This is a genomic window from Microbacterium marinilacus (assembly GCF_019753765.1).
GTDB lineage: Bacteria > Actinomycetota > Actinomycetes > Actinomycetales > Microbacteriaceae > Microbacterium > Microbacterium marinilacus.
The window spans coordinates 1-16,897 of sequence record NZ_JAIJZW010000005.1 but is presented as its reverse complement, the minus strand read 5'-3'; the positions used below and the strand labels follow the sequence as shown (position 1 = coordinate 16,897).

17 protein-coding genes and 1 pseudogene are annotated in these 16,897 nt (G+C 64.6%); 6 read left to right on the top strand and 12 right to left on the bottom strand.

Going from position 1 to position 16,897, the window contains the following annotated elements; genetic code table 11:
• Positions 1 to 158: 158 nt before the first annotated feature.
• The 7 genes from K5S26_RS09680 to K5S26_RS09650 form a co-directional block, all read right to left on the bottom strand.
• Complete coding sequence (locus K5S26_RS09680) at positions 159 to 1,634, bottom strand: hypothetical protein (RefSeq protein WP_221857788.1); 1,476 nt, start codon at positions 1,632 to 1,634, stop codon at positions 159 to 161.
• Positions 1,631 to 2,206 carry a hypothetical protein gene (locus tag K5S26_RS09675; protein WP_221857785.1) on the bottom strand — a complete coding sequence of 192 codons (576 nt, stop codon included), beginning with the start codon at positions 2,204 to 2,206 and terminating at the stop codon, positions 1,631 to 1,633. The genes K5S26_RS09680 and K5S26_RS09675 overlap by 4 nt, the downstream gene beginning before the upstream one ends.
• Before the next feature lie 666 nt (positions 2,207 to 2,872).
• Entirely contained in the window at positions 2,873 to 4,162 is a 1,290-nt protein-coding gene (locus K5S26_RS09670) for a hypothetical protein (protein WP_221857783.1), read from the bottom strand.
• 734 nt (positions 4,163 to 4,896) lie between these two features.
• Positions 4,897 to 5,604 carry a hypothetical protein gene (locus K5S26_RS09665; RefSeq protein ID WP_221857782.1) on the bottom strand — a complete coding sequence of 236 codons (708 nt, stop codon included), beginning with the start codon at positions 5,602 to 5,604 and terminating at the stop codon, positions 4,897 to 4,899.
• Entirely contained in the window at positions 5,601 to 6,335 is a 735-nt protein-coding gene (locus K5S26_RS09660; RefSeq protein ID WP_221857781.1) for an ABC transporter ATP-binding protein, read from the bottom strand. Before K5S26_RS09660 ends, K5S26_RS09665 begins: the two co-directional genes overlap by 4 nt.
• Before the next feature lie 2 nt (positions 6,336 to 6,337).
• A complete protein-coding gene (locus tag K5S26_RS09655) occupies positions 6,338 to 7,117 on the bottom strand; it encodes an ABC transporter permease (RefSeq protein ID WP_221857780.1) in 780 nt (259 codons plus the stop codon).
• Entirely contained in the window at positions 7,107 to 8,042 is a 936-nt protein-coding gene (locus tag K5S26_RS09650; RefSeq protein ID WP_221857779.1) for an ABC transporter ATP-binding protein, read from the bottom strand. Before K5S26_RS09650 ends, K5S26_RS09655 begins: the two co-directional genes overlap by 11 nt.
• An 83-nt stretch (positions 8,043 to 8,125) precedes the next feature.
• Between K5S26_RS09650 and K5S26_RS09645 the strand changes: the two genes are divergently transcribed.
• Positions 8,126 to 8,767 (top strand): TetR/AcrR family transcriptional regulator, encoded by a 642-nt coding sequence (locus tag K5S26_RS09645; protein WP_221857778.1) that lies wholly within the window; start codon positions 8,126 to 8,128, stop codon positions 8,765 to 8,767.
• The gene (locus tag K5S26_RS19300; RefSeq protein ID WP_221857777.1) at positions 8,661 to 9,029 is read left to right on the top strand and encodes a zinc-binding dehydrogenase; all 369 of its coding nucleotides are present in this window, start codon (positions 8,661 to 8,663) and stop codon (positions 9,027 to 9,029) included. Before K5S26_RS09645 ends, K5S26_RS19300 begins: the two co-directional genes overlap by 107 nt.
• 598 nt (positions 9,030 to 9,627) lie before the next feature.
• Here K5S26_RS19300 and K5S26_RS09635 read toward each other — a convergent pair.
• Positions 9,628 to 10,206, bottom strand: a complete 579-nt coding sequence (locus tag K5S26_RS09635) for a TetR/AcrR family transcriptional regulator (RefSeq protein ID WP_221857776.1) — start codon at positions 10,204 to 10,206, stop codon at positions 9,628 to 9,630.
• Between the two features lie 129 nt (positions 10,207 to 10,335).
• Here K5S26_RS09635 and K5S26_RS09630 point away from each other — a divergent pair, with 129 nt between their 5' ends.
• Positions 10,336 to 11,118: an SDR family NAD(P)-dependent oxidoreductase gene (locus K5S26_RS09630; RefSeq protein ID WP_221857775.1), complete on the top strand. Its 783-nt coding sequence runs from the start codon at positions 10,336 to 10,338 to the stop codon at positions 11,116 to 11,118.
• Between the two features lie 295 nt (positions 11,119 to 11,413).
• Positions 11,414 to 12,611: pseudogene (locus tag K5S26_RS09625) on the top strand (IS3 family transposase).
• Here the strand turns inward: K5S26_RS09625 and K5S26_RS09620 are convergent.
• From K5S26_RS09620 to K5S26_RS09610, 3 genes are all read right to left on the bottom strand, one after another.
• Positions 12,580 to 13,005 carry a site-specific integrase gene (locus K5S26_RS09620; protein ID WP_246603863.1) on the bottom strand — a complete coding sequence of 142 codons (426 nt, stop codon included), beginning with the start codon at positions 13,003 to 13,005 and terminating at the stop codon, positions 12,580 to 12,582. The pseudogene K5S26_RS09625 and the gene K5S26_RS09620 overlap by 32 nt on opposite strands.
• Before the next feature lie 239 nt (positions 13,006 to 13,244).
• Positions 13,245 to 13,406 (bottom strand): hypothetical protein, encoded by a 162-nt coding sequence (locus K5S26_RS09615; RefSeq protein WP_221857774.1) that lies wholly within the window; start codon positions 13,404 to 13,406, stop codon positions 13,245 to 13,247.
• Positions 13,407 to 13,458: 52 nt separating this feature from the next.
• The gene (locus K5S26_RS09610; RefSeq protein WP_221857773.1) at positions 13,459 to 14,166 is read right to left on the bottom strand and encodes an SDR family oxidoreductase; all 708 of its coding nucleotides are present in this window, start codon (positions 14,164 to 14,166) and stop codon (positions 13,459 to 13,461) included.
• A 93-nt stretch (positions 14,167 to 14,259) separates the two neighbouring features.
• On the opposite strand from K5S26_RS09610, the gene K5S26_RS09605 reads away from it, so the two are divergent.
• Positions 14,260 to 14,610, top strand: coding sequence for a MerR family transcriptional regulator (locus tag K5S26_RS09605; protein ID WP_221857772.1), 351 nt, complete (start codon positions 14,260 to 14,262; stop codon positions 14,608 to 14,610).
• A 654-nt stretch (positions 14,611 to 15,264) separates the two neighbouring features.
• Here K5S26_RS09605 and K5S26_RS09600 read toward each other — a convergent pair.
• Positions 15,265 to 15,876: a TetR/AcrR family transcriptional regulator gene (locus tag K5S26_RS09600; protein WP_221857771.1), complete on the bottom strand. Its 612-nt coding sequence runs from the start codon at positions 15,874 to 15,876 to the stop codon at positions 15,265 to 15,267.
• A gap of 99 nt (positions 15,877 to 15,975) precedes the next feature.
• Here K5S26_RS09600 and K5S26_RS09595 point away from each other — a divergent pair, with 99 nt between their 5' ends.
• Positions 15,976 to 16,779, top strand: coding sequence for an SDR family NAD(P)-dependent oxidoreductase (locus tag K5S26_RS09595; RefSeq protein WP_221857770.1), 804 nt, complete (start codon positions 15,976 to 15,978; stop codon positions 16,777 to 16,779).
• The last annotated feature ends 118 nt before the right edge of the window (positions 16,780 to 16,897 follow it).

The following is a 16,897-nucleotide window of genomic DNA, read 5'->3' as shown; positions in this document are numbered from 1 at the left end:
CGCTGTTCGACGCGCACGACGACCCCGAGTTTGGGCACCGGTGCCTCGTAGACGAGGCCGCCGATCGTGGCGAGATAATGTCCGTGCGGACCGCGTGGCGGATCTGCCGCCACAATGGCTGGTGGTCGTCGCGACCGCTCAGCTCCATGGCCTCGACCCTACGGGTCAACCTGCTCGACGGGCTCGTGAGGATCCGACGGATGCAGTTGCTCGTCTAACCCTTGGTTCGCCAGGATGTTCGCAGCGGCACGAGTAAGCGCGCCGAGCTGTACGGCACGATCCGCGACGACGATCCCGCCGGCGAAGTCGACCGACGCCGATTCCGCTCCGGTGTCCTCATCGCCGAGGTCAGGGCCGGGGAGCATCACTTCGACATGGCTCACGAAGTAGCTGTCCTCGACGGAGTGCACGACGGTTTCGACGTCCCTCCTGACATTCCCGCTTTCCCGTGCGTCAATGCGGAAGGCCCGTTCGATCCCCGAGATCGACGCCGAACGGAGAGAGTAGCCGTCGAGGCGGCCGACGGTTGCGGACCACTTCGGAGTTGACGAACCGGGACGAGCTTTCAGTTTGTAGCCCGAGTTGCTCACGCGGATCATCGTCGAGCCGAGCGCGAGGCCTAGTGTACCCGAGTTGAACCGCCAACCACTGGAACCCGTGTCCGACTCCTGATCCGGGTCAGCTGACTCGATTGAGCCGTCAGATGCTGCAGCGGCAGACGACACGGGGTTCCCCTCAACGTCAACGTTGAGTCCCACATACGCGCGCTTGGCCGACCACGTCCGCAGATTGGCCTGCACCAGTCCGGTAAGATCCATGCCGTTGAGCTCCGAAGCAAGACTTTCGAGTTGCTCAAAGCTGAAGAGCGATCCGAGTGCTGCCCAGAAGCCGTCTCTCTTCGGAGCGGTGGCTCTGCTCAGTAGCCAGGGCAAGACGCTGCGGAGTTCATCGGTCGACATCACGCCGTCGAGCTTCGCCAGCCCGTCGATGGCCTCGTTCGGTGACATCGCCCAATGCACCAGGAGCGCAGTGCGCTCCATGCGGACGACGGCGTCCTCGAAGAAAGTCTCTCTGATGAGGTCGGTGACGCTCTCGCCAGTATCGCTCCCGGACAGCAGAAGGCGCTCTGCGACGGGCTCGTCGACGAGCCCGCGTCCTCCCCGGAGGAAATTCGAGCGCACCGCGGAGCTCAGCGGGTTGTCGTCCTTCACCGGAGCTGCGATCTCCTTGAACGCTTCCACGTCGGTCAGCAAGGAGTAGCGGGCCTGGCTGGCGGCGTGCGACACGTCGGCCTTGGTCATCGCGAAGCCAGGCTCTTCTACGACCTGATCCGCGCTGATCGACAGGAAGATCGGGTCACCGCTGGTGATTTGGACTGTCTCGTTGCCCGCGACCACAGCGGCGTAGGAGGAGCGGAGGAAGACGTCCCGCGACGATTTGCCCTTCGCGCCGCGTCCCCACGTGAGTTTGAAGTCGGGAATCGCGCTGTGATTGAAGTAGAGAGTGTCCTCGATCTCGGCATCAGGCTCGAGCATCTCGAGATGTTCACGGAACACCTGCTTGACTCTGGAAGCATAGTCCTCCCTGACGTACGATTCGCGAGCGGCGTGCAGCGCCTCGACCAGGTCGCTCATAGCGTCTTCACTTTCCTCTTCAGAATGGGGCGGATCTGTTCGAGCTCATCTCTGGTGAGCGAGAGGTCCTCCTGCTTGGGGTTGAACACGAGGACGGTTACTCGGCTGGCGACTTCATGTGCCAAGGACTCGTTGAGAGCATCGCCACCCAGATACTCGGGATGAGTCTCAAGAGCTTTCTTCAAGTGCTCATAGGTCTCCAATTTTGACCAGTTGTCGAGATTGAAGGGATGGAACGTGACCCAGTAATACTGAGATTCGCGGGTCGTATTATGGTCCGCGAGCTCCTGAGCTGTGTGCCCGTACGCGATTGCCAGAAACTTGACGAACTCCGTGTACTGTCTCCCTGCCGTCGTATACCTCTTGCATTCCACGAACACAGGAGCTTTCTTCCCAATGAGCATGTAGCCAGCGAGGTCGAGCTGCTTCTGTTTTCCGCTCGTCGTGCCAATCGTGCAGTCGATCTTGTTGTTGTACGCGTCGAAAGGAAGCTCCATATATGTCGTCGCCTCTAGCCAACGCTTGAGTGTCGCCGCGCCTTCGCGGCCGAGCTCTTGGATATCCTCCGGCATGCTCGGATCCTATCGTGGCGGTCCCCAACCATCGGTTCGGCCGACCGGTGCGTGTGTTCCTTGTCGTCTCGCGTTGGTCCTCTCGTCGTTTCGCGCATCATCACGCGCCGCAGCGCTTGCCCGTCCGATGGCGTGCCCCCCTGATGATCGCTAGTGACTGGATAGAGGCCACCAGATCCGCTCAGGGGAGCGCGTGTACGAGCAGAGGAGAACAGCGATGACACGCAGTCGGTTTGACTGGTCGGCGAACCCGACCCCTCGCTCGGGTGCAGCGAGGGCTCGGGTTCGCGAACTGCTCAGAGACGGCTTCCCAACCGGTGCATGAGTACATGCCGATGAAGGCCTGCCCGGTCTGCTCAGGCTCGAGGGGGCAGGCCAGAGCTGCGGTCCCTCGAGATCGTGCGCCACTGTCCACCGCCACGTGTTCTACCTCCATGACGTGCTTCGATTTGCGGGGCAGGAGCAGACAAGTGTTGCTCCGCATCAGCTTAGATACACCTTTCCTCAGCAACCCCCGGCGAACGTGTGGATGCCGATCCGGTCGAGCATCTTCTGGACATCGAGCCTCTCCAGCTTCAGCGTCTAATGAGCATGTTGTCCCATGAGTCGAGTACCTCGGTTCGACCGCAGCTCGGCAAGATGTGTGTTCGGCGACCCGGCGCTGAATCAGGCCTCGGAACTGCCCCTGCTCGAGCCCGAGCCTTTGCCGTTGACCAGCGCAGTGACGACCGCCAATGCCCCCGCCATGGCTAGCCCTTTGAGTGCCGGCTTCCCTTTCTCCCAGGTGATTGCGCCTCCCTCGGCGAGTGCGTTCTTCCACTGCTCGAGTTCCAGGAGCGCGTCGCGCCACTGCGGTGCGGTGACCGAGTCCCAGTCGATCTCGAGCCCGAGAGCGTTGTAGAGCTTCTTAATCGCCCCTCGGGAGCTGTCGATCATGTCGAGCACCCGGGGCGACTTCGTCCGGTGCAGCAGTACGTTCGCCTGCGCGCGGTCGGCGCTCGCCGTCATCTGACTCATCAGCTCCGCGACACCGGCGGAGAGCTCCGTGATCGCCTCCAGTCGGTCCTCCTGGATCGCTTGTCGCTTCGCGTCGAGCCGGTCCGGGGCGATCACGGCCGTGTGCTCCAGCTCGAGAGCGGCAAAGTCGTCCAGAGCGGCGAAGCACCGGGTGATCGCTCCTACCCACAGCTCGACCTGGTTTCTGAGTTCCGGTAGGTGTGAGCTGAGCTGGCCGACGCGCTTGTGTTGCTCCATATCGGCAGCAATCCCGCGGAGCTTTTCCACGGACGTGGACTGTATTTCACGGATCCTCTGCGGAGCTCCAGTGATCTTGTCCCACTCCTGGGCGTCGACCTCGCCTTGGACCCGCAGGAACGTCTGGGCGGAGCGGAGGTGTCGCTCGACGCCGTTCAACGGGCCGATTATGGCGTCCCGCTGGCCGCGGAGCACCTTGTCGATCTTCGCGTCGAGCGACACGAGGAGCCCGCGCAGTTGCTCGGCCTCCGCCTGGCTCGCTGCCTGGGCGAGCCCGCCGGCGACGCCGGAGAGCAGCCCGGGGCTCGCGAGCTTCGCGCCGGCCGACGTGTTGATCTTCAGCCACTGCTTGATGTCGCCGGGGCGACCTGCCATCGCATAGGCAACGCCTGGGACCTCGGTTTCGGTGAGGCCGAACTCCTTGATGGCCTCTGCTGACTCCTCGGTGAGCTTGACCCATAACGCCGACTCCGCGACGGTATCTGCGAGCGTGTGGGTGATTTCGGCGGCTGAGCGCAGCATCGGCACGAACTGCCGCGAGGTGATTTCCTTCGCGCGCTCCAGCAAGCCTGCCGAGCCCATGAAGCGCTCGACGGCCCCTCTATTGCTCCCGACGACTAGAAGGTTCTGCCCGTCTCTGATCAGCTCGACCTCGTCGGCCGGAGCACGCCGATCCTCTGGTTCGTCGGGCTCTTCGCTCATGATCGAAGGATATCGACCACGTCGACAGACGCCATGACTAGGAGACGCTCAAAGAGCTTGGGTCTGGAGAATCCACCGCGTCCGCCAACTCAAGAAGACGTTCGCGAGCATGTCGTTAACCTCGCACAAACTCTCGCCGAGGGTCTAAATGCGGCTACCGAGCGCCGGGACCTGGCCGGGACCTGATGCATGCAAACCATGCAATGTGTGACGTGAAAACGGGCCTCCTGCGGAGCAGAGAGGCCCGGAAAATCAAGGGAGACGCCCGATCCGGGTACCTGGGGGTCAAGGGGTCGCAGGTTCAAATCCTGTCATCCCGACAGAAAAGCCCAGGTGAGAGTTCATTTCTCACCTGGGCTTCGTCGTTCCTAAGGTAGGTCACTGGCCGGTCCATTCGCTCGATCTGGTCGATCCGACCGTCGTTGAAGTGCACCACGCTTGTTCGGCCGCGTCGCCGGTGAAGTGCACCAGAAGGTGCCTGTGGAGTGGACCAGAATCCGCGCACGACTATGCCGCGACCATCTGGGCCACGCGCTCCTGCAACTCGACCGGGAACCTACTGGGACGTCCCACATGACGGCTTCTTCCAAGGAATCACGTCTCCGGACGTACCGGGGCGATTCGCTTTGCTTCGTCGGCCCCGGCGCCCGACGGGCCCGGAGCAGCATCGCCGATCTTGGTACCGGGGTGATCAATGTTGCTGTTGACCGAAGCCATCGAATGACTCCAGAGGCTCAGAGGACTTCGTCGACGCGGATGCTGCGTGTCTGGATGCCGAGCATGAGGACGGCGATCGCGAGGCTTGCGCCGGTGACGAGCCAGGTGAGCCAGGGGGTGCCGTTGAGGGAGACGGCAAGGACGTTGCCGAGGAGTGCGATGAGGATGATCGCGGCGACGATGGTGGCGATCGTGGAGCGCCGCCAGATTCCGATCGTGCCGGCGATGGCGGTGATGCTGACGGTGAGGAGTACGACGCAGCTCGTCGAGAGCAGGGCGGTCAGCCAAAGCGCGCCGTCGTGGACGCCGTCGACGATGGGTGTGAAGGACTCGGTGAGGAGGAACACGCTGACGGCGGCGCCGTATCCGATGAGACTCGCCGTGCCGATGACGAGGGCGTAGGCGGTGTTCTTGGCTTGGAAGAGGGGGCCGCGTCCGCCTGGGTAGATGTAGAGGGCGATCCGGCGGTTCCCGATGTAGTTGGCGACGATGCGGCTGGCGTAGATGACGGCTCCGTAGACGACGAGCACACACAGCGCGACGGTCAGCGCGAGTGGGACGACGGCATCGTAGCTGCGGAGCATGGCGCTGTCGGGGCTGTCGTCGAATCGTCCGACCACGGCGAAGAAGTAGAGTGCAGCCAGGAGCGTTCCCGCGGCCGTCAGGGCGACGTACAGCGCGGTGTGGCGGTATCGGTTGAGTTCGAGTCGCAGGAATCCTGTCATCGGGACTCTCCTGTGACGCTGTCGCGGTAGAAGGCTTCGAGCCCGCCGTCGATGCCGTCCAGGACGGTTCGGATGTCCTGCTTCCGGCCGAGTCGGCCGTCGGTGAGCACGGCGACGGTGTGGGCGGTGCGTTCGAGGTCGGTGAGGATGTGGCTGGCCATCACGATGGTGGTGCCCTGCTGCGCGAGGGACGCGAGCAGTTCGCGAAGGTCGACGATGCCGGTCGGGTCCAGGCCATTGGCAGGTTCGTCGAGCACGACAAGCTCGGGGCGGTGCCCGATGGCGCGCGCCAGGGCGAGGCGTTGCTTCATGCCCAGGGAGAACGAGGTGAGGGGCGTATCGGCGGCACCGGTGAGGCCGACCCGGTCGAGAAGCTCGTCCACAGGAGCGGGAGAGGTGATCCCAACAAGGTCGAAGTGCAGCGCGAGGGCGGTGCGCGCGGTGGCCGCGGGGTGGAAATCGGGCGCTTCGATGATCGCACCGATCCGTGAGAGCAATCCGTCGCGAGTGGCGTCCGAGAGCGTGTGCCCGAGGATCGTGATCGTGCCCGAGGTGGGGAAAGCCAAGCCGACGATGGTCTTGAACAGGGTTGTCTTCCCGGCACCGTTGGGTCCGATGATCGCGCAGATCTCACCCGGCGCGACCGTGAGGTCGCAGGAGGTGAGGATCTCCCGACCGGCGATGGTCGTGGTGAGTCGGCTGATGTGGAGGGCCGGTTGCGCTGTCGCCATCGCTACTTCCTCTTGCGCAGCGCGAGATACGCGGTCAGGTATGCCGTCCCTGCCCATGCGGCGGCGACGATGATGTTCAGGACTTGGCTGTCGCCGGTGCGGAAGGTTGCTTCGCGGATGATGTCGCCCAGGGGTGTGAACGGGAGGAACTGGTGGAGGGTGACGGCCCATTCGGGGAGGCGTTCGGCGGGGAACGTGATGGGTGAGAACAGTAGACCGCCGATCATGATGACTTGGGTCGCGAGGGAGGTTGCGCCGGTGGGCAGCCAGAGTGCGATGGCGTATCCGATGCTGACCGCGGTGAACTGTGCGCCGAGGATCGCGGCGACGGTGAAGAGGTCGGTGTGGATGTCGAGGCCGAAGCGCAGGAAGGCGGCGAGCATTCCGACCGCGATCCCGGGCAGCGCTGCAAGGCTCCATACGACGGCGTCGGCAAGAAGGATCGCCGAGCGCGGCACCGGGAGGGTCTTCTGGTAGTCGAGCAGTCCTTCCTGCTTCGAGGTGCTCATGACTTGCGGGGCGAGAACGCAGCCGACAGCGATGATCCCCAGCGTCCACGCGCCGGAGGAGAGGTAGCGGGCTGCCTCCTGGTCGACGTCCGGGATCATCAGCGCGAGGCCGTAGACGATCGCGAGAGCGAACAGCGCCTGTACGGCGGTGAACGCCGGCAGCAGGTACTTGTGCCGCGTCAGGCTCCACCGGACAAGGCCCCACCAGCTGACCGGCCAGGCGCGTCTGCGAGGCACCGCCAGTGTAGGTGTGGTGAGAAGGTCAGCGGCCATTGGTGATCCCTTCGTAGAGGGTTTCGAGCGATGCCGGGGCGAGCGAGTAGCTGTCCGCTGCACCTGTGTCGACCAGGTGGAGGACCCACTCGATCGCGGCCGGGATCTGCGCGGGTTCCAAGTCGAGCGTGAGCTGTCCGTCTTCGACCGCATGCGCTGCGGCTGGCGGTGTCAAAGGGATCTCGGCGCCTGGACGTACAGACACAGTGAGGGCGGCGGTGCGTACCTGTTGGGCCAGTTGTCTCGGTGTGTTGTCGACGAGAACGGCGCCGTTCTGCAGAAGCACGTACCGGTCGGCGGCGCGCTGGACTTCGAGGAGGTTGTGAGTGACGACCACGACTGTGTGGCCGTCGTCGGCGAGCCGGCGCAGATGCCGCCAGATAAGCGGACGGCGGACCGGGTCGACGTCGTTGGTGGGTTCGTCGACCAAGAGCACGGGCGGGGGCGCGACCACGGCCATCGCGTAGGACGTGAGCCGGCGCAGGCCCCCGGAGAGCTTTTCACCGCCGGTGTCCTTCCACTCGCCGATATCGAGCGCATCGATCAGGTCGAGCGCAGCGCGCTTCGCATCCGCTACGGAAAGGCCCCGCAGTCGGGCGATCGATGTGATCGCCTGCCGTGGTGTCACTCCCGTCAGCGGTGCGTACATCTGGGGCATCATCGACGCGATCCGGCGAGCGAGGTCCGGCGCGGCAACCAGGGAGGATGGGCCGTATCGGATGTCCCCGGAGGTGGGTTTCACTGTCCCGATGATCTGGCTGAGGAGCGTGGTCTTGCCCGCCCCGTTGTGCCCGATGAGCGCGATCAGCTCACCCGGCTGGAAGGTCAGGCTGATGGCTCGGTTCGCCGCAGCACCCCCTCGCTCATAGGTCTTGGTGACCTGATCCAGCGAGAGCGCCTCGGCACGTGGCGGTGCACTCGTCATGCTCAGATACTAATAGTATTTGAACACGCATCAACAGGTCGGGGGGCGAGGGGTGCCTGATCGCCGTGGTTAGCATGGGGCTCATGGCACGGATGACCCGCGAGCAGCGGCAGCAGCACAACAGGGTGCTGTTGCTTGAGGCGGGCGAGCGCGTCTTCGCCGCTCGCGGCGTCGCGGGCGCATCTCTCGATGATGTGGCGCTGGAGGCCGGGCTGACCAAGGGTGCGGTCTACTCCAACTTCCGCAGCAAGGGCGAGCTGATCTTGGAGGTGATCCGGTACCGGCAGACGCTCTCGCAGGAGGCGCAGGGCTTCCATGCGATCCTTGACCGTGCCAGCAACGACTATGAGCGGCTCGAAGCGTGGTGCGACATCTGGGTGCTCACCGCTCAGAGCGGCGAACGCTCCAGCTACGCGCGGCTGCTGTTCGACTTCATCCCCTATGCGCTGCGCGACGAGCACCTCACGGCCAGGTTCCTCGAGTTCATCTCCCCAGCCGGTGACATCTCGGCAGGCGAGTCCCCGATCCCGACCGACAGTAGATTCGCGCGCATCCCTCCTGGCGATCAGTTCCGCATCCTGACCGCCCTGGACCTGGGGCTGTCCGCGCTGGGACTGTTTGACCCCGAAAACGTCAAGCCAGAGCTCTACAAAACGGCTGTGCTGTCACTGGCGCAGACGCTCTACGACGCCAGCGACCAGTCAGACTACGCCCAGCAGCCGTAGCACGGCAGGGGCGAACCACACCGCGAACAGCGCGAGTTCTCCGGCGAACCTCGTCAAGAGCCTGCTGCCCGGTCCCTACCACGCCGTCATCGCTCAGCCCATCACCGCAGACCTCGAACAGATCGCACAGGACGCACGATCGGGGAAGCTCAGACTCCCCGTCGCCCGCACCGTTTCGCTCTCGCAGGCGATACCCGCCCTGATCGACCTCGAACAGGGCAGGCAGGGCAAGCGCGGCAAGCTCGTCATCGTCCCGGACTGAACGAACGAGCACGGGGACTGCTGCGCGGTCCGGGCGCCCGGGTCCCCGCTCGGCCTGCCTGGGGGCCTACGCCGCCACGCACATCACTGGGAGGAAGCCGCCACGCACATCACTGGGAGGAAGAGGACGCTTCCATAAACCCCGCGTAAACCCGAGGCAAGATTGTGGACGACTACCAAGAGCCGGGACCTGGCCGGGACCTGATGCATGCAAGCCATGCAATCCATGACGTGAAATGAGGCCGTTTGAAGGCCAGAGAGGCCCGGAAAATCAAGGATCTGAGCCGAACCGTCTACTCGCGGGGCAAGTACTGGTGTGACAGGAACGGTGGCGTGTCGTGCGCTTGTGCGGGGCGACGGGCGAGCGGACGATGCCCTCGGGGGAGTTCTCCTGCGATCGCCGTGGCGCTCCTCGGTGCCGCGGCGCGGATCGGTCCGGTCGCGCGTCGTCGGCCACCTCGCGAAGCAGGGTGGGTGACGACCTCGCGCTCGAGCGCCGCATGAGCGAGGCGGGATGACCGAGCTGCCTTGCTGTGGTAACCCACCTTCGGTGGCCTCAGGGGTGACGATTCTCGCCCATGGATCTCGCTGCAGGTCGGTCAGACCGCGCCGCGTGCCCAGGCTCTGGCCGTGGAGTCTGCGAGGTTGGCGATCTGGGTGTCGGGGAGCATGTGTTGCATGTTGCCGCCGGTGGCGAGGGCGGCGGTGCCGTGTGCGAGCGACCAGAGCTCGGCGGCGCGTCGGGTCGTCTCCGCCGGTGGCAGGTGTGCGCTCAAGACGGCCTCGAATCGTTCCTGGACTCGAAAGGTCTGCTGAAGCAGATCCGGATGCTGGGTCTTGTCGATTCCGTGGGTGAACATCACCTCGAACCGTGCGGGATCCGCACGGGCGAAGCGGAGGTACTCGGTGGCGATCAGCGAGGCCGCGTCGGCAAGTGTCGGAGGGATGGGAAGGTTCGCGAATCGGTCTTCCAGCTGTCTGAACCCGGTCAGAGCTGCCGCGGCGAGCATGGCATCACGGTCGGCGAAGTGCCGATAGGGGGCGGAGGATGACACCCCCACGCGTCGGGCGGCTTCCGAGACGCTGAACCCGCGGGCCCCGCGCTCGCGTACCAGCTCCGTGGTCGCCGCCAGCAGAGCATTGCGCAGATCGCCGTGGTGATAGCCGCGTTCAGACATGGTGGGCGCCTCCTCCTGCATCCTATGTTGCAGTCTCTCACATTGCCTGTCTATTCTGATGTGTGAGCCTCTCACATGAGGGGACTTGTGCCGCCTGTCGATGGCGGCTTCGACGGGTGAGGAGACGGGATGCGGTACGAGGCGGCGACGGCTTTGGTCACGGGGGCGAGCTCGGGTATCGGTGCGGAGTTCGCCCGGCGTCTGGCGCGCCGCGGGGCGGACATCGTCGTGGTGGCCCGCCGGGCCGAGGAGCTCGAAGCGCTCGCGGAAAGCATCCGCGCCGAGACCGGACGGCGGGTGCACGTCGTTCCCTTCGATCTGTCCCAGGAGCGCGCGGGCTACCTGCTGGCCGAACGGCTTGCTGAGGCGGGGCTGCGGGTCGACACCGTGGTGAACTGTGCGGGCGTCGGCGTGACGCGGGCTTTCGGTGATTCCACTGAGGATCAGCTGCGGCGGCAGTTGCGGGTCAACATCGATGCGACCGTCGAGATCTCACATGCCTTTCTTCCGCATCTCATCGGGTCGGGCGTGGGCGCGTTGATCAACGTGGGGAGCCTGACCGGCTACATGCCGGTGCCGGGCATGGCGGTCTATGCGGCCGCGAAGTCATTCGTCGTGCGCTTCACCGAAGCGCTGGCACACGAGGTTCGTGCGTCCGGTGTGACCGTCATGGCCGTTTCTCCGGGCCCGACGGCCACAGAGTTCTACAGCACATCAGGGACCATGGAGAGCGGGGTGCGGTTCCAGACGCCGGATCAGGTCGTCACTACCGCGCTGGATGCGCTCCAGCGCAGGAATCCGCCGGTCAGTGTCATCTCCGGAACGCGGAACCGTTGGATGAGGCGACTGGTCGGTGTGCTGCCCGTGCGCGCGGTGCTGCGCGCCGCGGAGAGTCGACCCGCCGATTCCTGAGATTCCGCCCCCAGGCGACTATCGCCATGGCTGCGGTCCGCCACTTCGATGGTGTCCATCATCGCGAATCGTGACCACAGTGCACTCCGCGCTTGCGCCCGCGGCCTGTCGAGGACTCTATCCGGCCTGCAGGCGGTCGCTGCATCACTGGGCACGCTCGCGACCTCTGGTAGCCGGCTCGTCGTCGCTCTGCAGGGCAGAGCTGCCGACGGTGGTGAGGATGGGGAATGCTGAGGCTTCGGTTGACTCCGAGACCGCTTTGATCTGATCGATCGGGCGGGAAAGGATGGCAGTCATGCCGGTGAAGTATTCGAGTGAGTTCAAGCGCGACGCGGTCGCTCTGGTCCTCACGCAAGGGATGTCGCAGAAGCAGGTCTGCGCGGATCTGGGGATCTCGAAGTCCGCGCTCCAGGCGTGGGTGCGCGACAGTCAGCTGCAGGATCGTGGGATCCAACCCGCGCCCGCGGGAGACGTGGACGCGCAACGAGAGCAGGCGAAGATGCTTAAGCGGATCCGCGAGTTGGAGATGGAGAACGAGGTGCTCCGGCGTGCGGCGGCGTATCTGTCGCAAGCGAACCTGAAGATCGGATCCGCCAGCCCAAAATAGTGTTCCCGCTCGTCCGTGAGATGGCCGCGGCCGGCACCCCGTCACGGGTGTCGGTCGCGGTGGCGTGCAGGGTCCTCGGCTTCTCCAAGCAGGCGTACTTCCAATGGCTCGCCAAGCCCGTCAGCGACCGGGACTGGGACGAGGCGCATCTGATCAACGCGGCCAGAGACGTGTGGGACGAGGACCGCTGCCAGGGGTATCGCCTCATCGCCGATGAGCTCATCGACGACGGGTGGGTCCTGTCCGAGCGGCGGGTGTGGCGGGTGTGCTCGCAGGAGGGCATGTTCTCCGCCGCGCACCGCCGCAAGGGCAAGCGGAAGCATCGTCGACCGGGTCCGGCCGTCCACGACGACCGCGTCAGACGCGACTTCACCGCGACTGCTCCGAACCGGTTGTGGCTGACAGACATCACCGAGCACCGCACGGGCGAGGGAAAGCTGTATCTGTGCGCGGTCAAGGACGTGTTCAGCAACCGGATCGTGGGTTACTCGATCAGCGAGCGGATGAAGCCCGGCTGGCCGTCGACGCTCTTGAAGACGCCGTGGGTCGCCGTGATAACCCGGTCGGAGTGATCGTGCATTCGGATAGGGGCAGCCAGTTCCGAAGCCGTCGCTACCGGCGTGCTCTGCGTCGCCACAAGCTTCACGGATCGATGGGCCGAGTGGGTGCGTGCGCGGACAACGCGGCCATGGAGAACTGGTTCAGCCTGCTTCAGAAGAACGTCCTCGACCAGCGCTCCTGGGAGACCCGCGAGCAGCTGCGCCTCGCGGTCGTGCACTGGATCGAAGCCCGGTATCACCGAGGCCGCCGTCAACGACGACTCGGGAAGTTGACCCCCATCGAGTTCGAAGCAATCATGAAGACCACCGTCGACCTGGCGGCATAAGGAAACGAGTCAACCAAAGGCTCAGCATTCCCATGTTCGTCTCCGCGTCGACGTCGCCCACACGGAGCCCGGCGACCTCGGAACCCCGGGATGCCAGGAGTGCGCTGAGCATGACGAAGTCCGAGTAGCTCTGGTGCACCTGCCCGCATGCTTCGGCGAGCCGGTTCAGCGTCGCGAGATCCGGTAGGGCGTGCGCGCGTGGCGAGGTCTGTTCGACCGGGATGATGAGGGCGGATTTGCCGAGGCTGCGCCGGGACCTGTTGCGGGCGGGGTTGCTGGCGAGCACGTCGTCGCGGACGGCCTCGTCGAGCACGCGCACGAGCGGTGCGATGCTGTTCTTGATCGTCGAGGGGGAGTGCACCTTTTCCCAGTCGTCGATGGTGCGGTCGATCATCCCGGCGGTGATTTGCGAGAGCGGCAGGTGTCCGAGATTCAGCCCCCTTCCGCACGCTCGTCCGTGAGGTTCACCTGCGCCAAGGCGCGACCGCACGGCGTCCGGAATCAGGCCCTCGGGTCGCGTTCGTTGAAGGCGTCGTAGAGACGCACTTCGTTGCGCATGCGGGGACCCCATTTCGTGAAGGTGCCGGTGACCTCGGGAGTTGCAAGGTAGTAGTCGAGCGCCTCGCGAGACTCCTACTTCTCAAGCACTGTCACGGCACCTGCCGCGGCGTCGTGAATGGCGAACGACAGCAGGCGGTTGCCCGGGTTGGCTGCACCGACCGGGTAGGTGGCCTGTGCGTCGGCGATGAACTCGTCGATGTCGGCGGGCGGGACGTAGACGTGTCCAGCGATCAAGAGTATGAGCGGTCTTCCTTCGCATTGAGTCGGATGTACGAAACGTCGGCGCTCAATCGGGGATGGCGATCGAGGCGAACGCCTCCGGCGGCTCGGCGAGATAGTGCTTCACGGTGCGGCTCCACTCATCAGCGAGCACTTCGGCGGCACCGGCCTCGATGCCATCGAGTGCGGCGGTCGCAACCTGTGCAGGGCTCAGCTTGGGTGCGTCTGACCACGCGGCCATGTCGGTGTCCGCGAGACCGAGGAAGAGACCCGTCACGAGAGTGTTCTGCTCAGCGAGCTCCACGCGCGCTCCGTTGGTCGCGGCCCACGCTGCAGCTTTGCTGATGTGGTAGGCGTTGCCGCCGACGTTGGGGAACCACGCCATGGCCGAGAGCACGTTGAGAATGGCACCGCCACCGTTGCGACCGAGTACGGGAGCGAACGCACGCATCATGTCGAGCGTGCCGAACAGCTGCGTGCCGAGCTCGGCGTGAAGACCGTCCAGTGGGCCGGACATGATCGGGCCGACTGTGTTGATTCCGGCGTTGTTGACCAGGAGCGTCGTGTCGGAGGCTCGCTGGGCTGCGGCCTTCACCTGTTCGGGATCGGTGATGTCGAGTCGCAGTGGCTCGACGCCAGGGAGGTCGATGGTCTCCGGGTTGCGGGCGGCGGCGTAGACCTTGCTCGCGCCGCGCTCGAGCAGCGCTTGTGCGATGGCGCGGCCGAGGCCGCGGTTCGCGCCGGTCACCAGTGCAATGGATTCGTTGATGTTCACGGATCTAGACTGCAACCTGACATCAATGTCAGGTGCAAGCCGGGTTGCGTCCGCGCGCCCCGAACATCATGAGGAGTACAGAGAGGGCGGGCAATGAGGATCGGGGAACTCGCGGACCGCACCGGCGTATCGGTCAGGTCGCTCCGGTACTACGAAGAGCAGGGTCTGTTGTCTCCGGAGCGGAACAGCGGCGGCCAGCGCACCTATACCGAGTACGCCGTTGAACGGGTGGCGTTCTTCCAGGACCTGTTCGCCGCAGGACTGCCGAGCCGGCGTATCGCCGAGCTGCTGCCATGCATCGATGTCGGCCGCACCAATCCTGGGCAGCGTGCGATGCTCCACGCCGAGCGTGAACGTATCCAGAACAAGATCGATCAGCTCGGCCTCGCGCTTGGTCGACTCGATGAGATCATCGCGATCAGCGACGAGCACGCCGACGCATAGGAGGACCCCGGTTGCGCCCAGGCGTCCTAAGATCCTTCGGGGCGGATCGTCGTCGACAACCACACGCACGCGGGAGTCGCATAACCCTCGACGTCAAAGGCGCGCAAGCCGAGATCCGGACCGACCTACACCGTCAACTGTGACAAAGCCACAAAGCCGCGCAGCAACTCCTTTAGGGGGCGTGGTCTCTTTGGAAGAGGCCGTCGCGAGCATCCACGACGCCCGCGAACTCCTATGATGATCCGCGATCGCGGGACGAACCTTTACGGTGCGGTGCTCCTCGGAACACTTCCATAAACTCCACATAAACCCCTCACGCATCTGCCGATAGGACCACGAGCCGGGACCTGGCCGGGACCTGATGCATGCCAACCATGCAATCCATGACGTGAAATGACCTCATCTGAGGGGCATCGAGGCCCGGAAAACCGAGGAATTCGCCGGAACCGTCTACCTGGGGGTCAGGGGGTCGCAGGTTCAAATCCTGTCATCCCGACAGAAAAGCCCAGGTGAGAGCATTTTTCTTGCCTGGGCTTCGTCGTTGTTCCGGGAGGATTGCTAGGGGTTTACGGGCTCATCCCAATCGAGGGTGTAGGAGTTCGGTCTGAGGCCGCCACTTCGGGTCGGCATGCGAGGATCGCGTGCTGCGGATGTTCACGCTCGGCGAGCGGTGGTGGACCAGTCGACCTGGTCGAGAGCGGCGAACCCTTCAGAGATGTGGTCGGCGAGTGGCCGAGGGACGGCACTGTCGCGCCAGTCGTCGAGGGCGAGCCGGAGGACACCGACGGCGATCATGGCGGTGGTCCGCAGCTCTGTCTGCCTAGCGGGGTCTAACCACAGCGTCGCGAAGGCCTCGACGAGAGTTGATTCCAGTGCCACGAACACCGCGTCCTTGCGAAGACGAAGGCCCTCACTGGAGCGCATGAGTGCGTCGACGGCCCGAGATTCCGGCGCTTCGAACTGCGAGGCCAAGTCGACCAGGCACGTGCGGGCAGCATCGAGCGGGTTCGAATCGGGAGACTGGCTCAGGATGGCTGGACCGATCGCGCTAGACACCTTCCCGGCGCCGTTCCAGGTCAGCACGATGTCGTCCTTGGACGCGAAGTAGTAGAACAATGTGCGGCGAGAAATGCCTGCCGCTTCGGCGATCGCATCGAGAGTCGTGGCCTCGTAGCCGTGCTCCAGAAACAGCCTTAGGCCCGCGGCCGCAATGCGGTCGTGCGTCTCACGACGTTTCGCCTGACGACGGCTCTCTGGCTGTTTCATGACGCCTTCCCTGCAGGGCCGGTGACCCGCGCTTGACAAGATTACACCCAGTGCGACATTGGCGTCTTGCACTGAGTGTAAATACTTGAAAGGACTGTCATGGCTGACAACAAGACCTGGTTCGTCACAGGAGCATCCAGCGGCTTCGGACGCATCTGGACCGAGGCCGCCCTGAACCGCGGCGACAAGGTCTTCGCTACTGCCAGGAACGCCTCTGCCCTCGACGACCTCACCGAGCGCTTCGGCGACCTGGTAGCGACAGCGAGCCTTGATGTGACCGATCGTGCTGCCGTCTTCGCCACCGTCAAGACCGCTCACGAGCGCTTCGGCCGGCTAGATGTGATCCTGAGCAACGCCGGCTACAGCTACACCGGAGCGATCGAAGAGCTTGACTTCGATGACGCCAAGGCGAACTTCGACACCAACGTGTTCGGCACCCTCTCGGTCATCCAGGCCACCCTTCCGTACCTCCGCGCCCAACAGAGCGGGCACATCCTCACCGTGTCGAGCATCGGCGGTATCGCGAGCTTCCCGACCGGGGGTGCCTATGTCGCGTCGAAGTTCGCGGTCGAAGCGCTCAGCGAATCCCTCGCCGGCGAAGTCGCATGTCACGGCATCCACGTCACGATCATCGAGCCCGGGAGCTACAGCACCAACTTCAGTTCGAACGTCAAGTCCGCACCGAAGAGCCCCGAGTACGACGCCGTCCGCGATGCGATCTACGCGTCGTTCAGTCCGGACACCACCGGCGACCCCGGCGCCACCGCTCAGGCGATCCTGGCTGTCGTCGACTCACAGACGCCGCCGCTGCGCCTCATCCTCGGCGACTGGGTTCTCGACAGATTCAAGGGCGTTTACGCGGACCGGATCTCCACCTGGGAGCAATGGGCAGAGGGAGCGTGACCCGGTTTCCCGGACGGTTTCTCTGTGTTGATCATGCCGCGGTTGCGGCGGGGATGTGAAGTCGTTCGAACTCCACGGGGCTGAGGTTGCCGAGCGCGGTGTGCCGGCGGGTCGGGTT